General features: G+C 68.1%; 16 protein-coding genes and 1 riboswitch. Of the genes, 12 read left to right on the top strand and 4 right to left on the bottom strand.

All coding sequences use genetic code 11. From position 1 onward, the window contains the following. The first annotated feature begins 13 nt into the window (after positions 1-13). The 3 genes from MUU77_RS02230 (at position 14) to btuB (ending at position 3,574) form a co-directional block, all read left to right on the top strand. On the top strand, positions 14-499 hold the full coding sequence (locus MUU77_RS02230; protein WP_245091130.1) for a GAF domain-containing protein: 486 nt from the start codon (positions 14-16) through the stop codon (positions 497-499). Then, positions 496-864 (top strand): TfoX/Sxy family protein, encoded by a 369-nt coding sequence (locus MUU77_RS02225; protein WP_056880820.1) that lies wholly within the window; start codon positions 496-498, stop codon positions 862-864. Before MUU77_RS02230 ends, MUU77_RS02225 begins: the two co-directional genes overlap by 4 nt. Positions 865-1,363: 499 nt before the next feature. Beyond that, positions 1,364-1,584, top strand: a riboswitch (cobalamin riboswitch). Between the two features lie 118 nt (positions 1,585-1,702). Continuing rightward, positions 1,703-3,574 carry a TonB-dependent vitamin B12 receptor gene (gene btuB / locus MUU77_RS02220; protein ID WP_245091128.1) on the top strand — a complete coding sequence of 624 codons (1,872 nt, stop codon included), beginning with the start codon at positions 1,703-1,705 and terminating at the stop codon, positions 3,572-3,574. A 48-nt stretch (positions 3,575-3,622) separates the two neighbouring features. Here btuB and MUU77_RS02215 read toward each other — a convergent pair whose 3' ends face one another. From MUU77_RS02215 to dinB, 3 genes are all read right to left on the bottom strand, one after another. Continuing rightward, the gene (locus MUU77_RS02215; protein WP_245091126.1) at positions 3,623-3,934 is read right to left on the bottom strand and encodes a DUF3861 domain-containing protein; all 312 of its coding nucleotides are present in this window, start codon (positions 3,932-3,934) and stop codon (positions 3,623-3,625) included. Then, positions 3,931-4,530 (bottom strand): PadR family transcriptional regulator, encoded by a 600-nt coding sequence (locus MUU77_RS02210; RefSeq protein ID WP_245091124.1) that lies wholly within the window; start codon positions 4,528-4,530, stop codon positions 3,931-3,933. The genes MUU77_RS02215 and MUU77_RS02210 overlap by 4 nt, the downstream gene beginning before the upstream one ends. A 79-nt stretch (positions 4,531-4,609) precedes the next feature. Beyond that, positions 4,610-5,692: a DNA polymerase IV gene (dinB, locus tag MUU77_RS02205; protein WP_245091122.1), complete on the bottom strand. Its 1,083-nt coding sequence runs from the start codon at positions 5,690-5,692 to the stop codon at positions 4,610-4,612. A 214-nt stretch (positions 5,693-5,906) separates the two neighbouring features. Here dinB and fabA point away from each other — a divergent pair, with 214 nt between their 5' ends. Then, positions 5,907-6,422: a 3-hydroxyacyl-[acyl-carrier-protein] dehydratase FabA gene (gene fabA / locus MUU77_RS02200; protein WP_245091120.1), complete on the top strand. Its 516-nt coding sequence runs from the start codon at positions 5,907-5,909 to the stop codon at positions 6,420-6,422. Positions 6,423-6,424: 2 nt separating this feature from the next. After that, complete coding sequence (gene fabB, locus MUU77_RS02195) at positions 6,425-7,633, top strand: beta-ketoacyl-ACP synthase I (RefSeq protein ID WP_245091118.1); 1,209 nt, start codon at positions 6,425-6,427, stop codon at positions 7,631-7,633. A gap of 12 nt (positions 7,634-7,645) precedes the next feature. Here the strand turns inward: fabB and MUU77_RS02190 are convergent, their stop codons facing one another. After that, positions 7,646-8,731 carry a glycerophosphodiester phosphodiesterase gene (locus tag MUU77_RS02190; protein ID WP_245091116.1) on the bottom strand — a complete coding sequence of 362 codons (1,086 nt, stop codon included), beginning with the start codon at positions 8,729-8,731 and terminating at the stop codon, positions 7,646-7,648. A 235-nt stretch (positions 8,732-8,966) separates the two neighbouring features. Here MUU77_RS02190 and MUU77_RS02185 point away from each other — a divergent pair, with 235 nt between their 5' ends. The 7 genes from MUU77_RS02185 to MUU77_RS02155 all read left to right on the top strand — a co-directional run bounded on the left by MUU77_RS02185 (position 8,967) and on the right by MUU77_RS02155 (position 20,131). After that, the gene (locus MUU77_RS02185) at positions 8,967-9,608 is read left to right on the top strand and encodes a DUF2170 family protein (protein ID WP_245091114.1); all 642 of its coding nucleotides are present in this window, start codon (positions 8,967-8,969) and stop codon (positions 9,606-9,608) included. Next, positions 9,608-10,276 (top strand): PspA/IM30 family protein, encoded by a 669-nt coding sequence (locus MUU77_RS02180; protein ID WP_245091108.1) that lies wholly within the window; start codon positions 9,608-9,610, stop codon positions 10,274-10,276. The genes MUU77_RS02185 and MUU77_RS02180 overlap by 1 nt, the downstream gene beginning before the upstream one ends. A gap of 15 nt (positions 10,277-10,291) precedes the next feature. Then, complete coding sequence (locus MUU77_RS02175) at positions 10,292-10,927, top strand: hypothetical protein (protein ID WP_245091107.1); 636 nt, start codon at positions 10,292-10,294, stop codon at positions 10,925-10,927. A 30-nt stretch (positions 10,928-10,957) separates the two neighbouring features. Further along, positions 10,958-12,931: a hypothetical protein gene (locus tag MUU77_RS02170; RefSeq protein WP_245091106.1), complete on the top strand. Its 1,974-nt coding sequence runs from the start codon at positions 10,958-10,960 to the stop codon at positions 12,929-12,931. Positions 12,932-13,017: 86 nt separating this feature from the next. Further along, complete coding sequence (locus MUU77_RS02165; RefSeq protein WP_245091090.1) at positions 13,018-18,342, top strand: DNA repair ATPase; 5,325 nt, start codon at positions 13,018-13,020, stop codon at positions 18,340-18,342. Then, complete coding sequence (locus MUU77_RS02160) at positions 18,339-19,031, top strand: hypothetical protein (protein ID WP_245091088.1); 693 nt, start codon at positions 18,339-18,341, stop codon at positions 19,029-19,031. The genes MUU77_RS02165 and MUU77_RS02160 overlap by 4 nt, the downstream gene beginning before the upstream one ends. Beyond that, positions 19,028-20,131 (top strand): toxic anion resistance protein, encoded by a 1,104-nt coding sequence (locus MUU77_RS02155; protein WP_245091086.1) that lies wholly within the window; start codon positions 19,028-19,030, stop codon positions 20,129-20,131. Before MUU77_RS02160 ends, MUU77_RS02155 begins: the two co-directional genes overlap by 4 nt. The last annotated feature ends 59 nt before the right edge of the window (positions 20,132-20,190 follow it).

Genomic DNA, 20,190 nt, shown 5'->3' with positions numbered 1-20,190 from the left:
TAGAATCGATGGCATGTCATTCGCCCACCAGACGCTCACCGGCAGCAAGCCGGAACAATACGCACAGCTGGCCGAGCAGGCCCGCGCCCTGTTGGCCGGCGAACCGGACCGGATTGCCAATGCCGCCAACCTTGCCGCGCTGATCTACCACGCCCTGCCCGACTTCAACTGGGTGGGCTTCTACTTCTTCGATGGCCGGGAATTGGTGGTCGGTCCGTTCCAAGGCTTACCAGCCTGCGTGCGGATCCCGTTGGACAAGGGGGTCTGCGGAGCCGCCGCACGCACCCGCCAGACCCAGCGCGTGGACGACGTGGACGCCTTCCCCGGCCACATCGCCTGCGATTCCGCATCGCGCTCGGAACTGGTGGTCCCGCTGGTGAAGGGGGATGACCTGGTCGGCGTGCTCGACCTCGACAGCCCGCGCCTGGCGCGCTTCGATGCCGACGACCAGGCGGGCATGGAACGCATCGCCGCCATTTTTCTGGATTCGTTGACATGACAGGCACCAAGCTGCGCAACATCGGCCCCAAGTCCGCCGCCTGGCTCCGCCAGGTCGGCCTGCGCACGCAGGAGGATCTGGAGTCGGTGGGCGCGGTGGAAGCCTTCATCCGGGTCAAGCGGGCGGGGTTCCGTCCCAGCCTGAATCTGCTCTATGCGCTGGAAGGCGCCCTGCTGGACTGCCATTGGCAGCAGCTGCCTGAGGCCCGTCGCGGCGAACTGCTGGTGGCCTACGATGCCGCCGCCGCGCTGCTGCCCCCACCGCGTGGCCGCCCGGCGGCCGGACCGGTGACCACCACCCACACCGAGCAGGAAGAGGACGCGGGCCCTTCGCTGAACCTGTTCGACTCGCGCGGCGACGACTGATCCCGGCGGACATCGCAGGCATGGCCCGCTCCTGCCTGTAGGAGCGCCCTTCGTGCCCCAACGGGGTACATGGCGCGATACCCCTCGCGCTGCGCCCGACTGAAAGCATCGCGGGCATGGCCCGCTCCTACAAAAGATCTTCCCGCGGACATCGCGGGCAGGGCCCGCTCCCGCCTGTGGGAGCGCCCTTCGTGCTCCAACGGGGTACATGGGCGCGATGCCCTTCGCGCTGCACCCGGCTGGAACCGACGCGAGACGGCTCGCTTCTGCAACGGGGCATTTCGGGGGAAAGCATCGCGGGCATGGCCCGCTCCTACAAAAGATCTCCCGGCGGATATCGCGGGCATAGCCCGCTCCTACAAGAGATCTCCCGGCGGATATCGCGGGCATGGCCCGCTCCTACAGAGGATTCTCCGGCAGGCTTCGCGGGCAGGGCCCGCGCCTGCAAAAGATCTCCGGCATGGACACGTCTGCGCGCGCGAAGCGCTTCGTCCCGCGTATACTGCGCGCGCTTTCAGGTGACCCGCGCCTCGTGCCGGGTTGAAACGGGAAGCCGGTGAACCGCCTCGCGGCGTCATTCCGGCGCTGCCCCCGCAACGGTAGGCGAAGAAAGCCGCGGCATCGGCCACTGTGCGTCCAGGACGCATGGGAAGGCGCCCCGGCGGAGTGCCCTGCACTCGCTCGCAAGCCCGGAGACCGGCCTGGAAGTCCACTGGTTGCGATGCGGAGGGCGTCGCGGCGTGCCGCGCCGCTTCGCCTGCGCTGTCCGCTCCGCATTCCTTTCCATCGCGACTCCACGCCGAACAATGCGCGCGGCGCGCGCGATGGAGCAGTTCCGATGCAGAGCCGTACCTTTTCCTCCCCTTCCCTGTTGGCCCTCGCGGTCGCGATGGCACTGCCGTTCGCGGTGCAGGCACAGCAGGCCACCGATCTTGACGAAGTCGTCGTCTCCGGCACGCGTACCGAGGTCGCCGTCGAAGACAGCCTGGTGCCCGCGCAGGTGATCGGCCGCGACGCGATCCAGCGCAGCCAGGCGCGCTCGCTGGGCGAACTGCTGCAGGGCCGCGCGGGCATCTCGATCGCCAACCAGGGCGGCGCCGGCAAGATCACCACGCTCAACCTGCGCGGCGCCGAATCCGACCACGTGCTGGTACTGGTGGACGGCGTGCGCATGGGCTCGGCGACCGCCGGCCTGCCGGCGCTGCAGGACCTGCCGATCGACCAGATCGACCGCGTCGAGATCGTGCGCGGCCCGCGCTCGAGCCTGTGGGGATCGGAAGCCATCGGCGGCGTGATCCAGGTGTTCACCCGCCGCAACACCGGCAAGGTACGGCCGAACTTCCGCATCGGCGTGGGCAGCGACAGCACCCGCGAAGCCAGCGCCGGTATCGGCGGGGGCATCGGGCGCGGCTGGTTCGGCGCCGATGTGGCGTACACGCGCACGGATGGCTTCAACGCCTGCCGTGGGCGCGGCCCGGATCCCAGCATCCCGTTCGATTTCGGCGCCGGCTGCTTCACCGACGAACCCGACCGCGACGGCTACCGCAACACCTCGGCCAACCTGCGCGGCGGTTACGCGTTCACCGACACGTTGACGCTGGAGGCCAATGCGCTGCGCGCCGACGGCAAGAGCGAGTTCGACGGCAGCTACACCAACCGCTCCGAGACCGTGCAGCAGGTGCTGGGCACCAAGCTGCGCTATGCGCCCAGCGAGAAGCTCAACCTGCTGCTCAGCCTGGGCCGCAACGACGACAAGTCCGACGACTTCCACGACCACGTGCAGTCCGGCTATTTCCAGACCCGCCGTTACGTGGCCTCGGCACAGGGCGACTTCCTGGTCGCCGCCAGCCAACTGCTGACCGCCGGCATCGACTGGCAGGACGACAGGGTGGAAAGCGACACGCTGTTCGACGTCACCCAGCGCGACAACCTGGCCGGCTTCGTCGAATACCAGGGCCGCTTCGGCGCGCACCAGCTGCAGGCCAGCGTCCGCAACGACGACAACGAGCAGTTCGGCAACCACACCACCGGCAGCCTGGGCTACGGGTTCGGCTTCGGCAATGGACTGAAGCTGACCGCCAGCGTGGCCACCGGCTTCAAGGCGCCGAGCTTCAACGACCTGTACTACCCGTTCTTCGGCAATCCGAGCCTGAAGCCGGAAGAATCCGAGAGCGTCAACCTCGGCATCGCGCAGTACGGGGACGACTGGAACTGGACCTTCAACGTCTACCAGAACAAGGTGGACCAGCTGATTTCCTACGACGCGGCGATCTTCCTGCCCAACAACATCGACGAGGCGCGCATCCGCGGCGCCGAGTTCACCGTCGACTTCACCTTGGCCGGTTTCGACATCACCACCCAGCTGAGCCATACCGATCCGCGCAACCGCTCGGCGGGCATCAACCACGACAACCTGCTGGCGCGCCGTCCGCGCAACACGGCGCGCATCGACGTGGATCGGGCATTCGGCGACTTCCGCACCGGGGTGACGTTCAACGCCGCGGGCGAGCGCTACGACAACCTGGCCAATACCGACCGGCTGGGCGGCTACAGCACGCTGGACCTGCGTCTGGAATACGCGATCGCACCCGCATGGACCCTGCAGGCAAAGGTAGGCAACGTGTTCGACCGCGACTACGAGACCGTCGCCTGGTACAACCAGGCCGGCCGCACCTACGGCCTGAGCCTGCGCTACCAGCCTGCCGAGTGAGGCGGCGTCGGCGCACGACAAAGAAGCCCGGCATCGCCGGGCTTTTTTTCAGGCGTTCGCGGCGGGCGCCGCGGGGCCTTGCTTGAGCGTCTTCATGAAGTCGCGGAAGTGCGGGGCGAACTCGGCGAACAAGGGATGACCCCGGTTCTCGAGCATGACTTCGCTGAAGAGCTTCAGGCCGACGGCCAGGGCGGTGGCGGCCTCGGGCGCCAGGTCCGCGCGCGTGCGCATGCGTTCGACGATGGCGAACACGTCGTCGTGGTTGCCCACCTCGAAGCGCAGCGGTGCGTCGTAGGTGGACGGTGCGCCTTTGGCGTCGGCCAGGTGTTCGAGGGTGACGCGATAGCGATGCTGCTTCATGGCAGTTGCTCCGCGGCCGCGCGCGCGCTGCCGCCCGCATCGCGCCCGATCTCCACGGCTGCGTGGTCGATGACGGCGGCAATGCGGTGCAGCGCCTCGGCATCGGGCGTGCCGTCGGTGAAGCGCAGGCGCAGCGCGGTCTTCAGGTTTTCCATGGCGCGCTCGATCTCGGGCGCGCGCCGCGCGAGCGCATGCCGGCGCCCTTCGCGCAGGCGCAGCAACAACGCATCGAGGTGCTCGCGCCGCGACTGCAGTTGCACGCGTCCCTCGGAAGTGATGCGGTACTGGCGGCGCCCACCGTCCTGGGCGAGCGCCTCGGCCAGGCCCATGTCCTCCAGCCAGGTCAGGGTGGGGTACACCGTGCCGGGGCTGGGACTGTAATCGCCACCGGCAAGGTCGGCGATCGCCCGGATCACTTCATAGCCGTGGCTGGGCTGGGCGTCCAGAACATGCAGGACCAGCAGCTTCAGCTGTCCCTGGTCGAACATGCGGCCACGACGGCCGCGGGCGGGGCCCTCGCCTTCCGCGCCGGGATGGCCGTAGCCGGGATGGCCGTGGCGTCCGCCACGGCCATGGGGAGAGGTCAGAGGAGACATGGCGATTCCATAGGATTATTCAGACACACTCAAGATATATCTTGAGTGTGTCTATTCCAACCCCCGCCCCCTGCTCCGTTCAACCGGCAGCCAGCTCCGGCCCGTCGAACAGCCCCGGCTGCGCCGCCACCTCGTCGCGGTCGCGGAAGCCCGACAGCCCCACCCCCACCAGCCGGTAGCGGGTCCAGGCCGGCAGGTCCACGCGCTCGCGCAGGGCCAGCGCGATGTCGATGAACTCCTGGGCCGAGGCCGGCGGCGCTTCCGGCGTGAAGCTGCGGGTCAGGATGCGGAACTGCGCGGTCTTCAGCTTCAGCACCACGGTGCGGCCCACGCGCTCGGTCTTGCGGCTGGCCTGCCATGCTTTTTCCGCGATGCGGATGATGTGCGGCTCCAGTTCGGACAGCGGCAGGTCGGTGGCGAAGGTGTCCTCCGACGAGATGGACTGCACCGGCTGGTCCGGCTCCACCGGGCGCTCGTCGATGCCGCGCGCGCGCCGGTACAGGCTGCCACCGAAGCTGCCGAAGCGCTGTTCCAGATCGCGCTGCTGGAAGCCGCGCAGGTCGCCGACGGTGTGGATGCCGGCCGCATTCAACCTGCCCTGCATCACCTTGCCCACGCCCGGAATGCGCTCCACCGGCAAGGGCGTCAGGAAGGCCTCCACCTGGTGCGGACGCAGCACGAATTGCCCATCGGGCTTGCGCCAGTCCGATGCGATCTTGGCCAGGAACTTGTTCGGCGCCACGCCGGCCGAGGCGGTCAACTGCGTCTCCTCGCGGATCTGCGCACGGATCGTTTCGGCCACCGCCGTGGCGGTCGGCAGGCCGGACTTCGATGCGGTGACGTCCAGATAGGCCTCGTCCAGCGACAGCGGTTCCACCAGATCCGTATGCCGCAGGAAGATCTCGCGCACCTGCCGCGACACCGCCTTGTAGCGCGCGAAGTCCGGCGGCACGAACACCGCCTGCGGACACAGCCGCTCCGCGCGCACGGCCGGCATCGCCGAGCGCACGCCGAAGACACGGGCCTCATAGGACGCCGCGCACACCACCGAGCGCTCGCCACGCCAGGCCACCACTACCGGCCGTCCCCGCAGCGACGGATCGTCGCGCTGCTCCACCGACGCGTAGAAGGCGTCCATGTCGATGTGGATGATCTTGCGCATCACGCGATGATATCGGCCGCCGTACGCGATCGCATGGAGGCTTGGCGGGCCCATGCGCATGCGCGTGCGGATGCGGACAGGCCACGCCAAACCCTTGCCGCAATTGGGTCGCAGCGATGGTACGCCGGCGTATGGAAAAACCCGCGTTGATCTGCATCAAGACAAGTGTATGCACATGTGTGCATTATTTGCGCTTCGCAGAACGGACCCCGCAATGAATGCCCCCGCCTCCTTCTCCCGCGAACAGCTGCTGGCCAGCGCGCGCGGTGAACTCTTCGGCCCCGACAGCGGCCGCCTGCCCAACGACCCGATGCTGATGTTCGACCGCATCACGCAGATCCGCCAGGACGGCGGTGCGCACGGCAAGGGCATGGTGCGCGCGGAGCTGGATATCCATCCGGACCTGTGGTTCTTCAAGTGCCACTTCATCGGAGATCCGGTGATGCCCGGCTGCCTGGGCCTGGACGCGATGTGGCAGCTGACCGGCTTCTTCCTGACCTGGATCGGCGCGCCCGGCCGCGGCCGCGCGCTCGGCTCCGGTGAAGTGAAGTTCACCGGCCAGGTGCTGCCCACCGCCAAGCGGGTCAGTTACGAGATCGACATCAGCCGCGTGGTCAACCGCAAGCTGGTGCTGGCGGTGGCCGATGGCCGCATGCTCGTGGACGGCCGCGAGATCTACACCGCGCGCGACCTGCGCGTAGGCCTGTTCACCTCGACGGAGAGCTTCTGATCATGCGCCGTGTCGCCATCACCGGCCTGGGCATCACCTCCTGCCTGGGCAACGACGCGGATACCGTGTCTTCCGCCCTGCGCGAAAGCCGCTCGGGCATCCGCCACATCCCGCAGTACGCCGAACTCGGCTTCCGCAGCCAGGTGGGCGGCGCGCCGGAGATCGACCTGGACGCGCAGATCGACCGCAAGCAGAAGCGCTTCATGGGCGATGCCGCCGCGTTCGCCTACATCGCGCTGCGCGATGCGATCGCCGACGCCGGCCTGGACGATGCGCTGGTCAGCCAGCCGCGTACCGGCCTGATCGCCGGCTCCGGTGGCGGCTCGGCGGAATGGCAGATCGAAGCCGCCGACCTGTTGCGCTCGCGCGGCATCCGCAAGGTGGGGCCGTACATGGTGCCGCGCACGATGTGCTCGACGGTGTCGGCGACGCTGGCGACGGCGTTCAGGATCAAGGGGGTGAGCTATTCGATCTCCGCCGCCTGCGCGACCTCCGCGCACTGCATCGGGGCGGCGGCGGACATGATCCGCGCCGGCCGCCAGGACATCATGTTCGCCGGCGGCGGTGAAGAACTGCACTGGGCGCTGACGATGATGTTCGACGCCATGGGCGCGCTGTCCAGCAAGCGCAACGACGATCCCACCCGCGCCTCGCGCCCGTACGATGCGGACCGCGACGGCTTCGTCATCGCCGGCGGCGGCGGCATGCTGGTGCTGGAAGATTACGATCACGCGGTGAAGCGCGGGGCGCGCATCCATGCCGAGTTGCTGGGCTACGGCGTGACCTCCGATGGCGCCGACATGGTGGCGCCTTCCGGCGAAGGCGCGGTGCGCTGCATGCGGATGGCACTGGAAGGCGTCTCCCGGCCCTTGGACTACCTCAACACCCACGGCACCTCCACCCCGCTGGGCGACATCATCGAACTCGACGCCATCCGCACCGCGCTCGGCGATGCGCTGCCGCCCATCTCATCGACCAAGGCGCTGTCGGGCCACTCCCTGGGCGCGGCCAGCGTGCACGAGGCCATCTACTGCCTGCTGATGATGCGCGATGGCTTCATCGCGGGCTCGGCGAACATCGAGACGCTGGACGAAGGCGCGGCGGGTTTCCCCATCGTGCAGGCCAGCCGCGAGGCGACGCTGGACACGGTGATGTCCAACAGCTTCGGTTTCGGCGGCACCAACGCCAGCCTGGTGTTCGGCCGGGCCTGACCCGGACCCGGCTCAGCGCTCGTCCACCGCGCGCCGCCCCAGCGCCGGATCGTCGGTGAAGAAGCCGCCGATCCCCAGCGCCAGATAGGCGCGGATCTCGGCAAGGGCTCCCGCCTCGCTGCGCGTGCGCGGATCGTCGCCTTCGCGCAACGTGGGGGGCAGGAAGTGGTTCTCCGGCCGGAAGGTGTACGGCCACACCTGCAGGCCTGCCATGCGCGCGCCCGCCATCAGGGGCGTCGGTGTCCCCAGTGCGCCGCTCTGTGTCACCGGGATCAGCAGGCGTGTCCATGGCCCGATGATGTCCGCATAGCCGGCGATCTCGCGCAGCCCTGCGGGCGTCATCAGGTCGGCATAGCGCGTCGGCTTTCCTGCCGCCAGCGCATCGCCAGGCCGCCCGTCCGGCGCGCCGAGCAACTGCAGCAGGCGGATGTTCCGTTGCGCTGCGCCGAGACGCCCGCGCAGCGCGCGCAGGTTGGCCTGTTCGAACGACTGGATCACCACTGGTGCCTCGCGCGTGTAGGCGTGGGCGGCCAGCGTTTCCAGCAGGCGCTCCTCCATCGGCAGACCGATGCGCTGGAAGTGGCTGGGATGCTTGATCTCGGGGATCAGGCCGATGCTGCGGCCGGTACGTGCAGCGTGTTGCGCCGCCAACGCGATGATCTCATCCAGCGTCGCGATCTGATATCGACCGTCGTGCACCGTGCCGCGCAGGTCGGGCAACCGTTCGCGTGCGCGCAGCGTCTTCAGATCGGCCAGGGTGAAGTCTTCGCTGAACCAGCCCTCGAACGTCTCCCCGTCGATCACCTGCCGGCGCTTGCGGGCGGCGAATTCCGGCCGCTGCGCGACATCGGTGGTGCCGCCGATCTCGTTCTCGTGCCGCGCGACCAGCACGCCGTCGCGGGTGGCGACCAGGTCCGGCTCGATGTAGTCCGCGCCGTCCTCGATGGCGCGCGCATACGCCGCCAGCGTGTGCTCCGGCAGCACCGCGCTCGCGCCCCGGTGCGCGATCACGACGGGTGGCGGCGGCGCCTCGTCGGCGGCGGCCGTGGCGTGAGACGCGATGACCATCAGAAGCGGCAACAAGGTGCGGAACGGCATGGGGCGGTCCTCATGGCGGAAGCATGCCACGGGCACGGCGCCGCCCGGAAAGCACAAAGCCCGGCAGGAACCGGGCTTTGGTGCAACGCGGGAGGAGAGAGATGCCTCGTTGCGGAGAGCATTCTGCCGGCGGCGTGTTACAGGCAGGAGACAAGCGTCACCGGCACGTCATGACGACAGCTTCCGCCGCAGCACGGCTTGACAGCCATTACATGTAAGCGATAGGTTTCATTTCATGACAGCCACCCTTCCCGCGATCAAGGCCTCCACGCTGCACGTCCGCCATTACCGCGAACGTATGCGCGAGCAGGGACTGGTGAAGAAGGACGTCTGGATAAGGCCCGAATACGCCGAAGAACTGGCCGCCATCGAGAAGTCGATGCGCGAGGCCGAACGCGACGCGGGTATTCCCTACCTGCCGACCCAACCTGCCGATGCCGGCTGGACCATCGCGGCCATCCGCCACGCCCTCCTGCAGGCCAGCACCGTGCGGGACGGACTGATCAGCCTGGAAACCATCGAGGGTGCAGAGCCCAGTCTGCATCTGGTCATGCACGAATACGGCGACCTGTCCGTGTTCCTCGCCGTCGGCGGCGAACAGATCCTGGTGGAGGCCTACCTGTGGCCAGTGGACGATGTGCTGGACGTGGCCGCCTTCAACGCGCACGTGCTCAGCACCCATGTACTGCTGCCGCTCTCCACCATCGGTCTGCAACGGATCGGCGGCGTCGCCGGCTACACGATGTTCGGCGCGCTCGATACGCACTCAAGCCTGGCCAATGTCATGTTCGAGATCGAGACGCTGGCCGAAAACGTCATCAGCGCCACCGAGGCCTATCGCCCCTTCCTGCGGACCGCCACGCGGAGGAAGGCCTGATGCCCGATACGCTGAAGACGCTCTTCAGGCGCATCCAGGAAGGCATGGAGGGCCTGACCGGCGCGATTCTGGGCGACCGCGCCGAGCGCCTACTGGACCAGGAGATCCGCGCCATCGACGACGCCCTGCACGGCGCGCGCGGCGAGCATGCGGGGGCCAAGGCGCGGCGCGTCGCCAATGAACAGCACCAGGCCGCGCTCACCACGCGCATCGGCGAAACCGAAGCCAGCGTGGAGGCCGCGCTGCGGCAGGGCCGCGCCACGCAGGCGCGATCGGCGGCAGAGGATGTGGTGCGCCTGCAGGCCGAGCGCAGCCAGCGGATGGAGGAAGGACAGGCTCTGGCCACGCATGAGCGCCAGTTCGCGCACGTAGTCGAACAGCTTGAGGGGAGGCTGCGGCGACTCAAGCATCAGCTGGACATCCTGCGCGCATCCAACAGCCTGCAGCGTGCGCAAGCCACCGTGGCCAGACGCCAGCCCGGCGAGGCGCTGTACCCGGAGCCTGCATTTGCCTCGGCCGCACGCATGAAATCGCGTCGCGCGCCCGCGCGTGCCGGCGGCACCGGCATACCGGGCAAGGGAAAGAGCAGAAAGAGCGACGCCGACCCGGCACAGGCCGTACTCGACCGCGCCCGCAAGCGAATCACGTCGTCCGCGCGCAAGCGCTGAACCTGGGGAGCCACGATGACCGAGTTCCTGAACACCGCGCTGACCTTCCCCACGCTGCTTTACAGCGTTCTGCTGGCGTTCTGTACCGTGTACTGGCTGCTGGCCGCCACCGGCATGGTGGATATCGACGCCGTGGACGGCTGGCTGACTACCGACGGCGACACCGCCGAACCCAGCGTGGTCGCGGGCATGCTGGCGAAGCTTGGCCTGTCCGGCGTGCCGATGATGCTGGTGCTCACCGTGCTGGCATTCTTCGGCTGGCTGGCCACCTACTTCGTCCACCTGCTACTGCTGCAGCACATGCCTGACGGCCTCCGTTGGGTCGCTGGCGCCATCACGCTGGTCGCCGCGTTGTTGCCCGGGGCGATCGTGACGTCGCTGCTGCTGCGCCCGCTGGCCGCGGTGATCGCGCGCCTGCGCCCGCCTTTGCCGCCTTCCGTACTGGGTCGCGCAGGATCGGTAATCTCGCCACATGCGGATGCCGCCAGCGGACGCGCCCACTTCGACGATGGCGGCGCCGGGCTGATCCTGCAGGTACGCGCGCTGCCCGGCGAGCGCTTCTCGCGCGGCGACCGCGTCGTTCTGATCGAGCATCTGCAGGCCGACAATACCTACCGCATCATGTCCGAAGCCGCCTTCCACCAGCAGTAAGCACCCGCGCCGTCTACAAGGAGTTCCGCAATGAGCACTGCATCGATTCTTCCCTTCGTCATCGGCCTCGGCGTCCTGCTGGTGCTGGGACTGGGCTTCATCGGCATCTTCAAGGCCTTCTACAAGAAGGTCGAACAGGGCACCGCCCTCATCGTCAACGACATGAGCTCGCAGCCCAAGGTGCATTTCACCGGAGCGCTGATCATCCCGGTGCTGTACAAGGCCGAGCTGATGAAGATCAGCCTGATCACCCTGCAGGTCGACCGCCGCGGCAAGGAGGGCCTGGTCTGCAAGGACAACATGCGCGCCGACATCGCGGTGGCCTTCTACCTGCGCGTCAACGAGACCCCCGGCGACGTGCTGCGCGTGGCCAAGGCGATCGGCGCCGACCGGGCGTCGGACAAGCACGCCGTCGACGAACTCTTCAACGCCAAGTTCTCCGAGGCGTTGAAGACCGTGGGCAAGAAATTCGACTTCACCGAGCTGTTCGACAAGCGCCAGGAGTTCCGTGACGAGATCGTCGCCGTCATCGGCCAGGACCTCAACGGCTACGTGCTGGAAGACGTCGCCATCGACTACCTGGAGCAGACGCCGAAGCATCTGCTCGACCCCAGCAACATCCTGGATGCCGAAGGCATCCGCAAGATCACCGAGCTGACCGCGCGCCAGAACGTGCAGACCAACGAACTGGAACAGAACGAGAAGCTGGCGATCACCAAGAAGAACACCGAGGCCCGGGAAGCCATGCTCGCCCTGGAGCGCCAGCAGGCCGAGGCCGAGGCGCGCCAGCAGCGCGAGGTCGAGACCGTGCGGGCGCGGGAAGCCGCCGAAACCGCCAAGGTGATAGAGGAGCAGCGCCAGGTGTCCGAGCGTGCCCGCCTGGAGACCGAAGAGCAGATCAAGATCCGCGAACAGGAGCAGCTGCGACAGGTGGAAGTCGCCGAGCAGAACCGCCGCCGCGCCGTGGCGATCGAACTCGAGCGCGTGGCCCGCGCCGAGCAGTTGGAGCGGGTCAACACCGAGAAGGAAGTGCAGTTGCAGCAGGTCGATCGCGACAAGGTGGTTGAGCAGGGCCGCATGGAGGTGGCGAATGTGGTGCGCGAGCGCACCCAGATTGAACAGACGGTCGCGGTTGCGGAAGAGAAGATCAAGGAAACCCGCGAGGTGGCCGAGGCCGACCGCGCCAAGCAGGTGACCGTGCTGGCCGCCGAGGCCGCTGCACAGGAGACGCTGGTCAAGGACGTGAAGGCGGCGGAGGCCGCGGAACAGGCCGCGCGCCACCGTGCGGTCGAGATGACCGTGCTGGCCGAGGCGGAACTGCAGGCCGCCGGCAAGCAGGCCGAAGCCAAGCGCGTGCTGGCCGACGGCGTGCGCGCCGAAAGCGCCGCGCCCGGTCTGGCGCAGGCCCAAGTGCAGGAAGCCAATGCGGTGGCGATGGAGAAGACCGGGCTGGCCGAGGCCCGCGTGCTGGAAGCCAAGGCCGACGCCACCTACAAGCAGGGCAACGCCGACGCGCGCGTGCTGAACGAACGCCTGACGGCCGAGGCCGAAGGCGCGCAGAAGCTGGGCCAGGCCAACGCCAGCGCCACCCAGGCCATGGGCGATGCCGAAGCCAGCAATATCGCGAAGAAGATGTCCGCCGAAGCCGAGGGCCTGACCTCCAAGTTCGACGCGATGGGCAAGATGAGCCCGGACGCGCGCAGCCACGAAGAGTTCCGCATGCTGCTGGAAACGCAGCTGCGCCAGCTGCTGGCGTCGATCGATGCAGGCAAGGCGATCTCGCGCGAGAACGCCGAGATCCTGGGCAGCGCACTGAAGAGCGCCAACATAGAACTGATCGGCGGCGATGGCGGCGTGTTCAACGCGCTGACCAAGGGCGTCTCGCTGGGCAAGGCGCTGGAGGGCATCGTGGGCGAAAGCCCGATCGCGGCACAGCTGCTGGGACGCCTGGCGGGCAGCGGTCTGCCCGTACCCGGTCGCCAGGCCGAAGCCACCGACGCCTGACCACCGCGCCCACGCCGGGCCGGCTGCTCCGCGCACCGGCCCTGTTTCCCGCATCGACCGCCCAGGACGGGCGAGGATGAGGCCTGATGTCCGCTACGCCGAACAACGAAGTTCCCTCCTCCGACGCGCAGGTCGACCAAGCCGTCGCCCAAGGCGGCGCCTATGAGGTGCTGCGCCGCCGCCTCGACGAACAGGGCGTGCGTCTGCGCACGCTGGTCGAGGCACTCAACGGCCGCAGGCTGCAGGAATTCGGCGACAGCCGGATGGAGGCCATCGGGCGCCTGCGCATCCGCACCGAGCACAACTCGGTCGGCCGCGACATCGTGCAGGTGGGTGACCTGCTGCTGTTCGGCTTCAACGTCTACCTGGGGCTCAAGACCACCACCTCGGTCGCCGACGTATTCGGCATCCACCGGCTGGTGGAGACAGCCGAAGGCTATGACGTGGCGCCGGTCGACATCGACGCCAGCTTCCTTGCCGACGCCGCATTCCAGCGCGACTTCGGCGAACTCTACAGTTACTACAAGGATGCCCGGCTCCTGCAGCTGATCGTTCGCGACGGCCGACTGCTGATGGCGTTCCAGATCGGCCTGAAGAATACCGATGTGCGCGTGTTCCGCTGGACGCTGACCGCGGACGGCGACGTGAACTACCTGGACGCGCGCGGCGAGCGCGACATCGTGCTGCCGCCGCCGTTCGATTTCGAATGGAAGCGTGCGACCAAGGACATGGAAGTCAGTGGCCGCCACCCGCACCTGAACATCCTCGACACGCTGTTCGTGGAGACCACCGGCGGCGACCTGACGATCAAGGTCGAGAACAACACCGAAAGCGGCGCCGGCGTGTACAGCGAGCCGGTAGAGGACCGCACGCAGTCGCTGGACGACGCGCAGTTCGAGTACGCGCGCGTCGGTTCGTTGATCCTGTTGAAAGTGCTTCCCTATCGCGAGAGCACCTGGCGCGGCCTGGTCTACAACACGTTGACCGGCAAGGTCATGCGCCTGGACGCCATCGTGCAGGCCTGCATCCAGCTGCCGGAAGATCACGGCATCATCTTTCCCGGCGGCTACTACCTGCAGAACGGCGAACACAAGGCGTTCGATGCCGCCGTGCAGGACATGCAGTACAAGCGCACGATCCGCTCGCCCAACGGCGAGGACGTACTGTACGTCTTCTACGCACGGGATACCGGTCAGGCCGCGCTGCTGGTCTACAACCTGATCCAACGCCGCCTGCAACCGCCCGTACTGGCGCATGGGTACGCCCGCCTGCACGACGGCCGCATGGTGCTGTTCCGTGCCGAGAACGACGACCCCACGCGCGTGCACCAGATGCAAGTGTGGCAGACGCCGTTCACCTCGGACGAGTTCGCCGCAGCACGGCCGCCGGGCACGTCGTTCATGGGACGCCTGGGCAACGCCGAACTGGTCCGCGCCATGTCCAATCTGCTGGACCTGGCGCGCGAGATCGAACGCGGGGACGTGTCCGCACAGCGTTACCAGCTGCTGACCCATGCAACGCGCCGGCTGTTCGACCTGCACCACTGGATCGACGACGCGCAGTGCGACGGGCTGGCCACCCTGCTGCACGACATCGCCGCCACCGGCGAATCGGTGCTGGACGAATACGAGAAGGTCCAGGAGATCCGCCGGCAGTCGGACATAGCGTTGGAACGGGCGCAACGCGACCACCGTGCGCTCGTCGGCCGCCTGCAGCCGGAGGGCTGGCAGCAAGTGGGCGAGTTCGTCGACGCACTCGGCGCGGTGTCGCGGCTGCGCGGGCACCTGTTGACGATTCGCGACTACCGCTACATCGATACCGCCGCCATCGACGCGATGACGACGGGGCTGCAGGAAGCGCACGCGCGCATCGGCGCGGCGACCGGCACCTTCCTTTCGGGCGAGAAGGCGCTGCAGCCCTTCCAGCAACGTCTGGCCGCGCTGGACGAGCAGGCCCACAAAGCCGGCAGCGCGCGCGAGCTGGGCGAGGCCGTCGACGCCATGCAGGCCATGTCCGGCGAGCTGGACATGTTGTCCGAGCTGATGGCCACACTGAAGGTGGACGATGCCACCCAGCGCACGCGGGTGGTGGACGCGCTGTCAGCCATCTACGCCCGCCTCAATCAGACCCGCGCACGCGCCACCCAGCGCCGCCGCGAACTCGGCTCTGCCGAGACCGTCGCCCAGTTCGGAGCGCAGTTCACCCTCTTCAGCCAGGCCGTGAGCAACGCACTGGCGATGGCGACCACGCCGGAGCGCGCCGACGAGCAGCTGTCGCGCCTGATGGTGCAGTTGGAAGAACTGGAGAGCCAGTTCGGCGAACACGAGCGATTCCTGAGCGACATCCTGTCCAAGCGCGAGGAAATGCTGGAGGCTTTCGAAGCCCACAAGCAGGCGCTGCTGGACGAGCGCCAGCGCAAGACGCAATCGGTGCAGGAGGCCGCCAGCCGTATCCTCGAAGGCTTGCCCCGACGCACCGAGCGCTTCACTACGCCGGACGAACTCAACGCCTTCTTCGCCGGCGACGCGCTGATCCTGAAGCTGCGCGAGCTGGCCGGTCGTCTGCGCGAGCTGAAGGACTCGGTGAAGGCCGACGATATCGAGGCGCGCATCAAGGGCGCACGCGACCAGGCCGTGCGCGGACTGCGCGACCGCAGCGACCTGTTCGAGGACGCCGGCAACGTCATCCGCCTGGGACCGCGCCACCGCTTCAGCGTCAACACGCAGCCGCTGGATCTGACCCTGATCCCGCGTGGCGACACCTTGGCCGTGCACCTGACCGGCACCGACTATCTGGAGCCCCTGCAGGAACCGGCGCTGGATGCGCTGCGCGCCTACTGGAACGTCACCCTCGAATCCGAATCGCCCACGCTGTACCGCGGCGAGTATCTCGCATGCCGCCTGCTGCAGGATGCCATCGCGGGCGGAGGCGGACTCAGCATGCAGGGTCTGGAACATGCACTGGCCGATCCGGAAGCCCTGGACCGGATCGTGCGCGACTATGCCGCACCGCGTTACCGCGACGGCTACGAGAAGGGGATCCACGACCACGATGCCGCTGCCATCCTGCGCGCCTACCTGCCGTTACGGCAAGCCGCCGGCACGCTGCAGTACGCTCCGGCGGCGCGCGCGCTGGCGGTGGCATGGTGGTGCCGCAGCGATGCGGTGACGCACGACACGGTCGACCGGATCCGGGCGGCACGCGCCATCGATGCCCTGTCGCCGGCCGGACGCGCCCTCCCGACGCTCCGCGACGAACTGGCGGCCACGCTTGTCGAGTGGCTGCAGCGCGATGCCTTGCCCTTCGCCGCCACCGACGCCCCGGCCGCCGCTGCGTTCCTGACGGACACCGTCACCACCGCGACACCCACGTTCCGATTCACCCACTACGCCGACGCACTGGCGACGGCGTTCCGCACGCGCCTGACCGATGAGACCAGCGGCGGCGCGCTGACCAGCGCACTGCAACGCCTAGATGGGCGGCCCGCCGGGGCCTGGTCGCTATTGCGCCAGGCGCTCGAGGCGTTGACTGCCTTGCCCGACCAGGCTCATCTGGCGGCGTACGTGCCGGAAGCGATCGCGCTGCTGCGGCATGGTCCGCACCTGACCCACATGGTCGAGCACGTCACGCTGATGGCCGCCGTCGACGGCCTGCTGGGCGAACACGCGCGCATCCGCGAGGGACGGCTGGCGCTGGCGGTGGACGACCTGCCGGCCCGCTTCGCCGAACACTGCGAGCAGTTCGTACCCGCGTGGCAGCGGTACCAGACTCTGCGTGGCGAGGTGGCGCAACGGGAACGCTCCGCGATGCGCCTGTCCGAGTTCAAGGCACGTCCGCTGAGTTCGTTCGTGCGCAACAGGCTGATCAACGACGTCTATCTGCCCGTCATCGGCGACAATCTCGCCAAGCAGATGGGCACCGTCGGCGAGAACAAGCGCAGCGACCTGATGGGCCTGCTGATGATGATTTCGCCGCCGGGCTATGGCAAGACCACGCTGATGGAGTACGTGGCGCACCGGCTTGGACTGGTCTTCATGAAGATCAACGGGCCGGCACTGGGCCATGAGGTGCGCTCGCTGGATCCTGCACAGGCGCCGGACGCCACCTCGCGGCAAGAACTGGAGAAGCTCAACCTGGCGCTGGAGATAGGCAGCAACGTGATGCTGTATGTCGACGACATCCAGCACACGCACCCCGAGTTCTTGCAGAAGTTCATCTCGTTGTGCGACGGCACGCGCCGCATCGAGGGTGTCTGGCGCGGCAGGACCAAGACCTACGACATGCGCGGACGCAAGTTCGCGGTGGTGATGGCGGGCAATCCGTACACGGAGTCCGGCGAGGTCTTCAAGATCCCGGACATGCTGGCCAACCGCGCCGATATCTACAACTTGGGCGACGTGCTGGGCGGCATGGAAGACGCCTTCCTGCTGAGCTACGTGGAGAACTGCCTGACCTCCAATCCGGTGCTGGCGCCGCTGGCGACCCGCGACATGGCCGACCTCTACCTGCTGGTCGACAAGGCGCGCGGCAAGGAGGTCAGTACCAACCAGCTGTCGCATGCCTACAGCGGCGCGGAAATCGGCGAGATCGTCGCGGTGCTGCAGCGCCTGCTGACCGTGCGCGACGTGGTCTACCGCGTCAACCAGCAGTACATCGCCAGCGCCGCGCAGGCGGACAAGTACCGCGTGGAGCCGCCGTTCCGACTGCAGGGCAGCTATCGCAACATGAACAAGCTGGCGGAGAAGATCTCGCCGGTGATGAACGCCGCCGAACTGCAGCAGCTGATCTCCGACCACTACCTGGGCGAGGCGCAGCTGCTCACTACCGGTGCGGAGGAGAACCTGCTCAAGCTGGGCGAGTTGCGCGGCACGCTGAGCGCCGAAGAACAGGCGCGCTGGCAGCAGATCAAGGCCGACTTCCTGCGCAACAAGGCGATGGGCGCGGACGAAGCCGATGTTGGCGGACGCGTGGTTGCGCAGCTGGCCGACATCGCGGTAGGCCTGCAGCGGCTGGGCGAACCTGCGCCGGTCGAAGCCGCTGCACCCGCTCCGTGGGAAGCGCTGCTCGCCGCGCTGCATGCGCTGCGCGCGCCAGAGGCCGCGACGTCGGCCGCGTCCGCTCCCGCGGCGCCCGTCTTGGACACCGCCCCCGTATTGGAGGCTCTGCAGCAGACGATGGCGCGGCAAGACCAGCTCAACGCCGCCCTCGTCGCGCTGGCGCAGGCAATGCGCAGCACCGCCGCGACACCCGTGTCAGCGGGTGCGCGCAAGGCCAAGTCCCGTTCGCCGCGCGAAGCGGAGTTCGACCGGGTGATCGCCAGCCTTGCATTCAAGGAGGAGCGGCCGACGCCCACGCTGGACGTATCGCCGTCGACGCCAGACGAGAATGAAGAAGAGGGGCCGTGGAGGTGAGCCTGCCGCTTCCCACGGACGCCGACGCCATCGGCCTGCCCGAACACGCAGCCGCCATCCGCGCGTTGGCGCAGGCGGGTGCGGGCGACCTGCAGGCGACACTGCGCGACCTGCGCACGGTGCTCCTGTCCGCCGATCCACGCGCGCTGCGCCGCAGCGTCGGCTTCTGGGGCCGGCTGATCGGCCGCGACATCCGTCTCGCCGCCGAGGCGCGGTCGCTGCGCGAGCGCAGCGGCATCCTGCTGCGGCAGGCCGGCTTCGAAGCGTCGCGGTTGCGCAACCAGCACGCGTCGCTCGCCACGCATGCGCAGCGGTTGCGCGAGGCCTGTGCGCAGCTGCAGCATGAGATCGACGGCCTCGCGCGCCGGCAGGCCACGGAGGAAGGCGGCGCGCCACGCCTGGCGCATCTCGTCATGCTGCGCAGTGCCTACGAGATCACCGCCAGCCAGTTGGAACTCGTCGCCGCCAATGCGCTCGCCATCGCCGAGCGTCACGCGCAGCAGCTTCCCCGGCTCACCGTACTGCTGGACCAGCAGTTCGGCGTCGCCGCCGGTGCCGACCACAGAATGCAGCTATCCTCCGCCATGCGGACAATAGATGAGCTGGAAGCCCACATCGAACACCTGCCCTCGCCGGCCGCCCCCCAGGTGCCGGCTGCGCAGCGCACCCATCCCCAGGAGGCCCCATGACGACGACGAACCCCGAACAGACGCTGGTGCCCGCGGCGCTGTCGCCGCAACTGCTCACCGACCTGGGCTTGCAAAGCGCCGACATCCCTCGCATCCAGGAAGCGGCGAAGGCGCTGCAGGACATCGCACCCGGCAACCTGCATACGTACGGCCGCGAAGCGACCACCCGGACCAGCGCCTTCAGCACGCAACTGCTGGACAAGGTTCGCAACGCCGACCTCGACGGCAGCGGCGACAAGCTGGGCGAGGTCGTGCGTATCGCGCGCGCGCTGAATCTCGACTCGTTCCACGGCCGCTCGAAACTGCCGATCCTTGGGCCACTGATCGACAAGCTGCGCGCGACGAAGGACGACCTGATTCAGCGCTATAGTTCGACCAACAGGCAGATCGACCAACTGATGGGCGATGTCGCCAAGACCCAGCAGATCCAGCAGCAGCGCGTGCGCGAGTACGACCAGATGCACGACATCGTGCTGGACGAGCGCCGGGAACTGGGCGTGCATGTGGCCGCCGGGCGCGTGCGCATTGCCGAACTGGAAGCGGAACTGGCGTCGCTGTCCGGCCAGGAGGATCCCGGCTCGCGTACCCGCCGCGCCGCGCTCGACACGGCGCTGCGCCTGATCGACAAGCGCGTGTCCGACCTGCAGGTGCTGCAGCACGCGGCCGACCAGACGCTGCCGATGATCCGACTGATCCAGGCCAATGCAATCCAGCTGATCGAGAAGTTCAGCGCGGTGCGCGATGTCACCATCCCGATGTGGCGCAACCAGTTCGCCATCCAGTTGTCGCTGGCCGACCAGCGCAATGCGGTCGAACTGGCCACCGCCATCGACGACGCCAGCAACGAGCTGATGCGCAAGAACGCCGAGCTGGTGCACGCCACCGCCGTCGGCACGGCGCGGGCCAATCAGCGCTCGGTGATCGACATCGAAACCCTGCGCACCGTCAACGAGACCCTGATCCGCACGGTCGAGGAGGTCCGCGAGATCCACCGCGAAGGCATGGCCAAGCGCAAGCAGCTGTCCACCGAACTGGTGGACATGCGCGAAGACCTGGAGAAGCGGCTGGCGCTGCCGACCGCGGGCACCCCCGCAGCCTGATCGCCCACGCGGATCCACGACGCCTGGAAAGCAGCGGGCCGCCCTGGGGCGGCCCGCTT

Origin of the sequence: Pseudoxanthomonas sp. F37 (genome assembly GCF_022965755.1) — a bacterium.
In the GTDB taxonomy this organism is placed as follows: Bacteria; Pseudomonadota; Gammaproteobacteria; order Xanthomonadales; family Xanthomonadaceae; genus Pseudoxanthomonas_A.
Note: the sequence above shows the minus strand (reverse complement) of the source record. Positions and strands in the feature narration are given on the sequence as shown.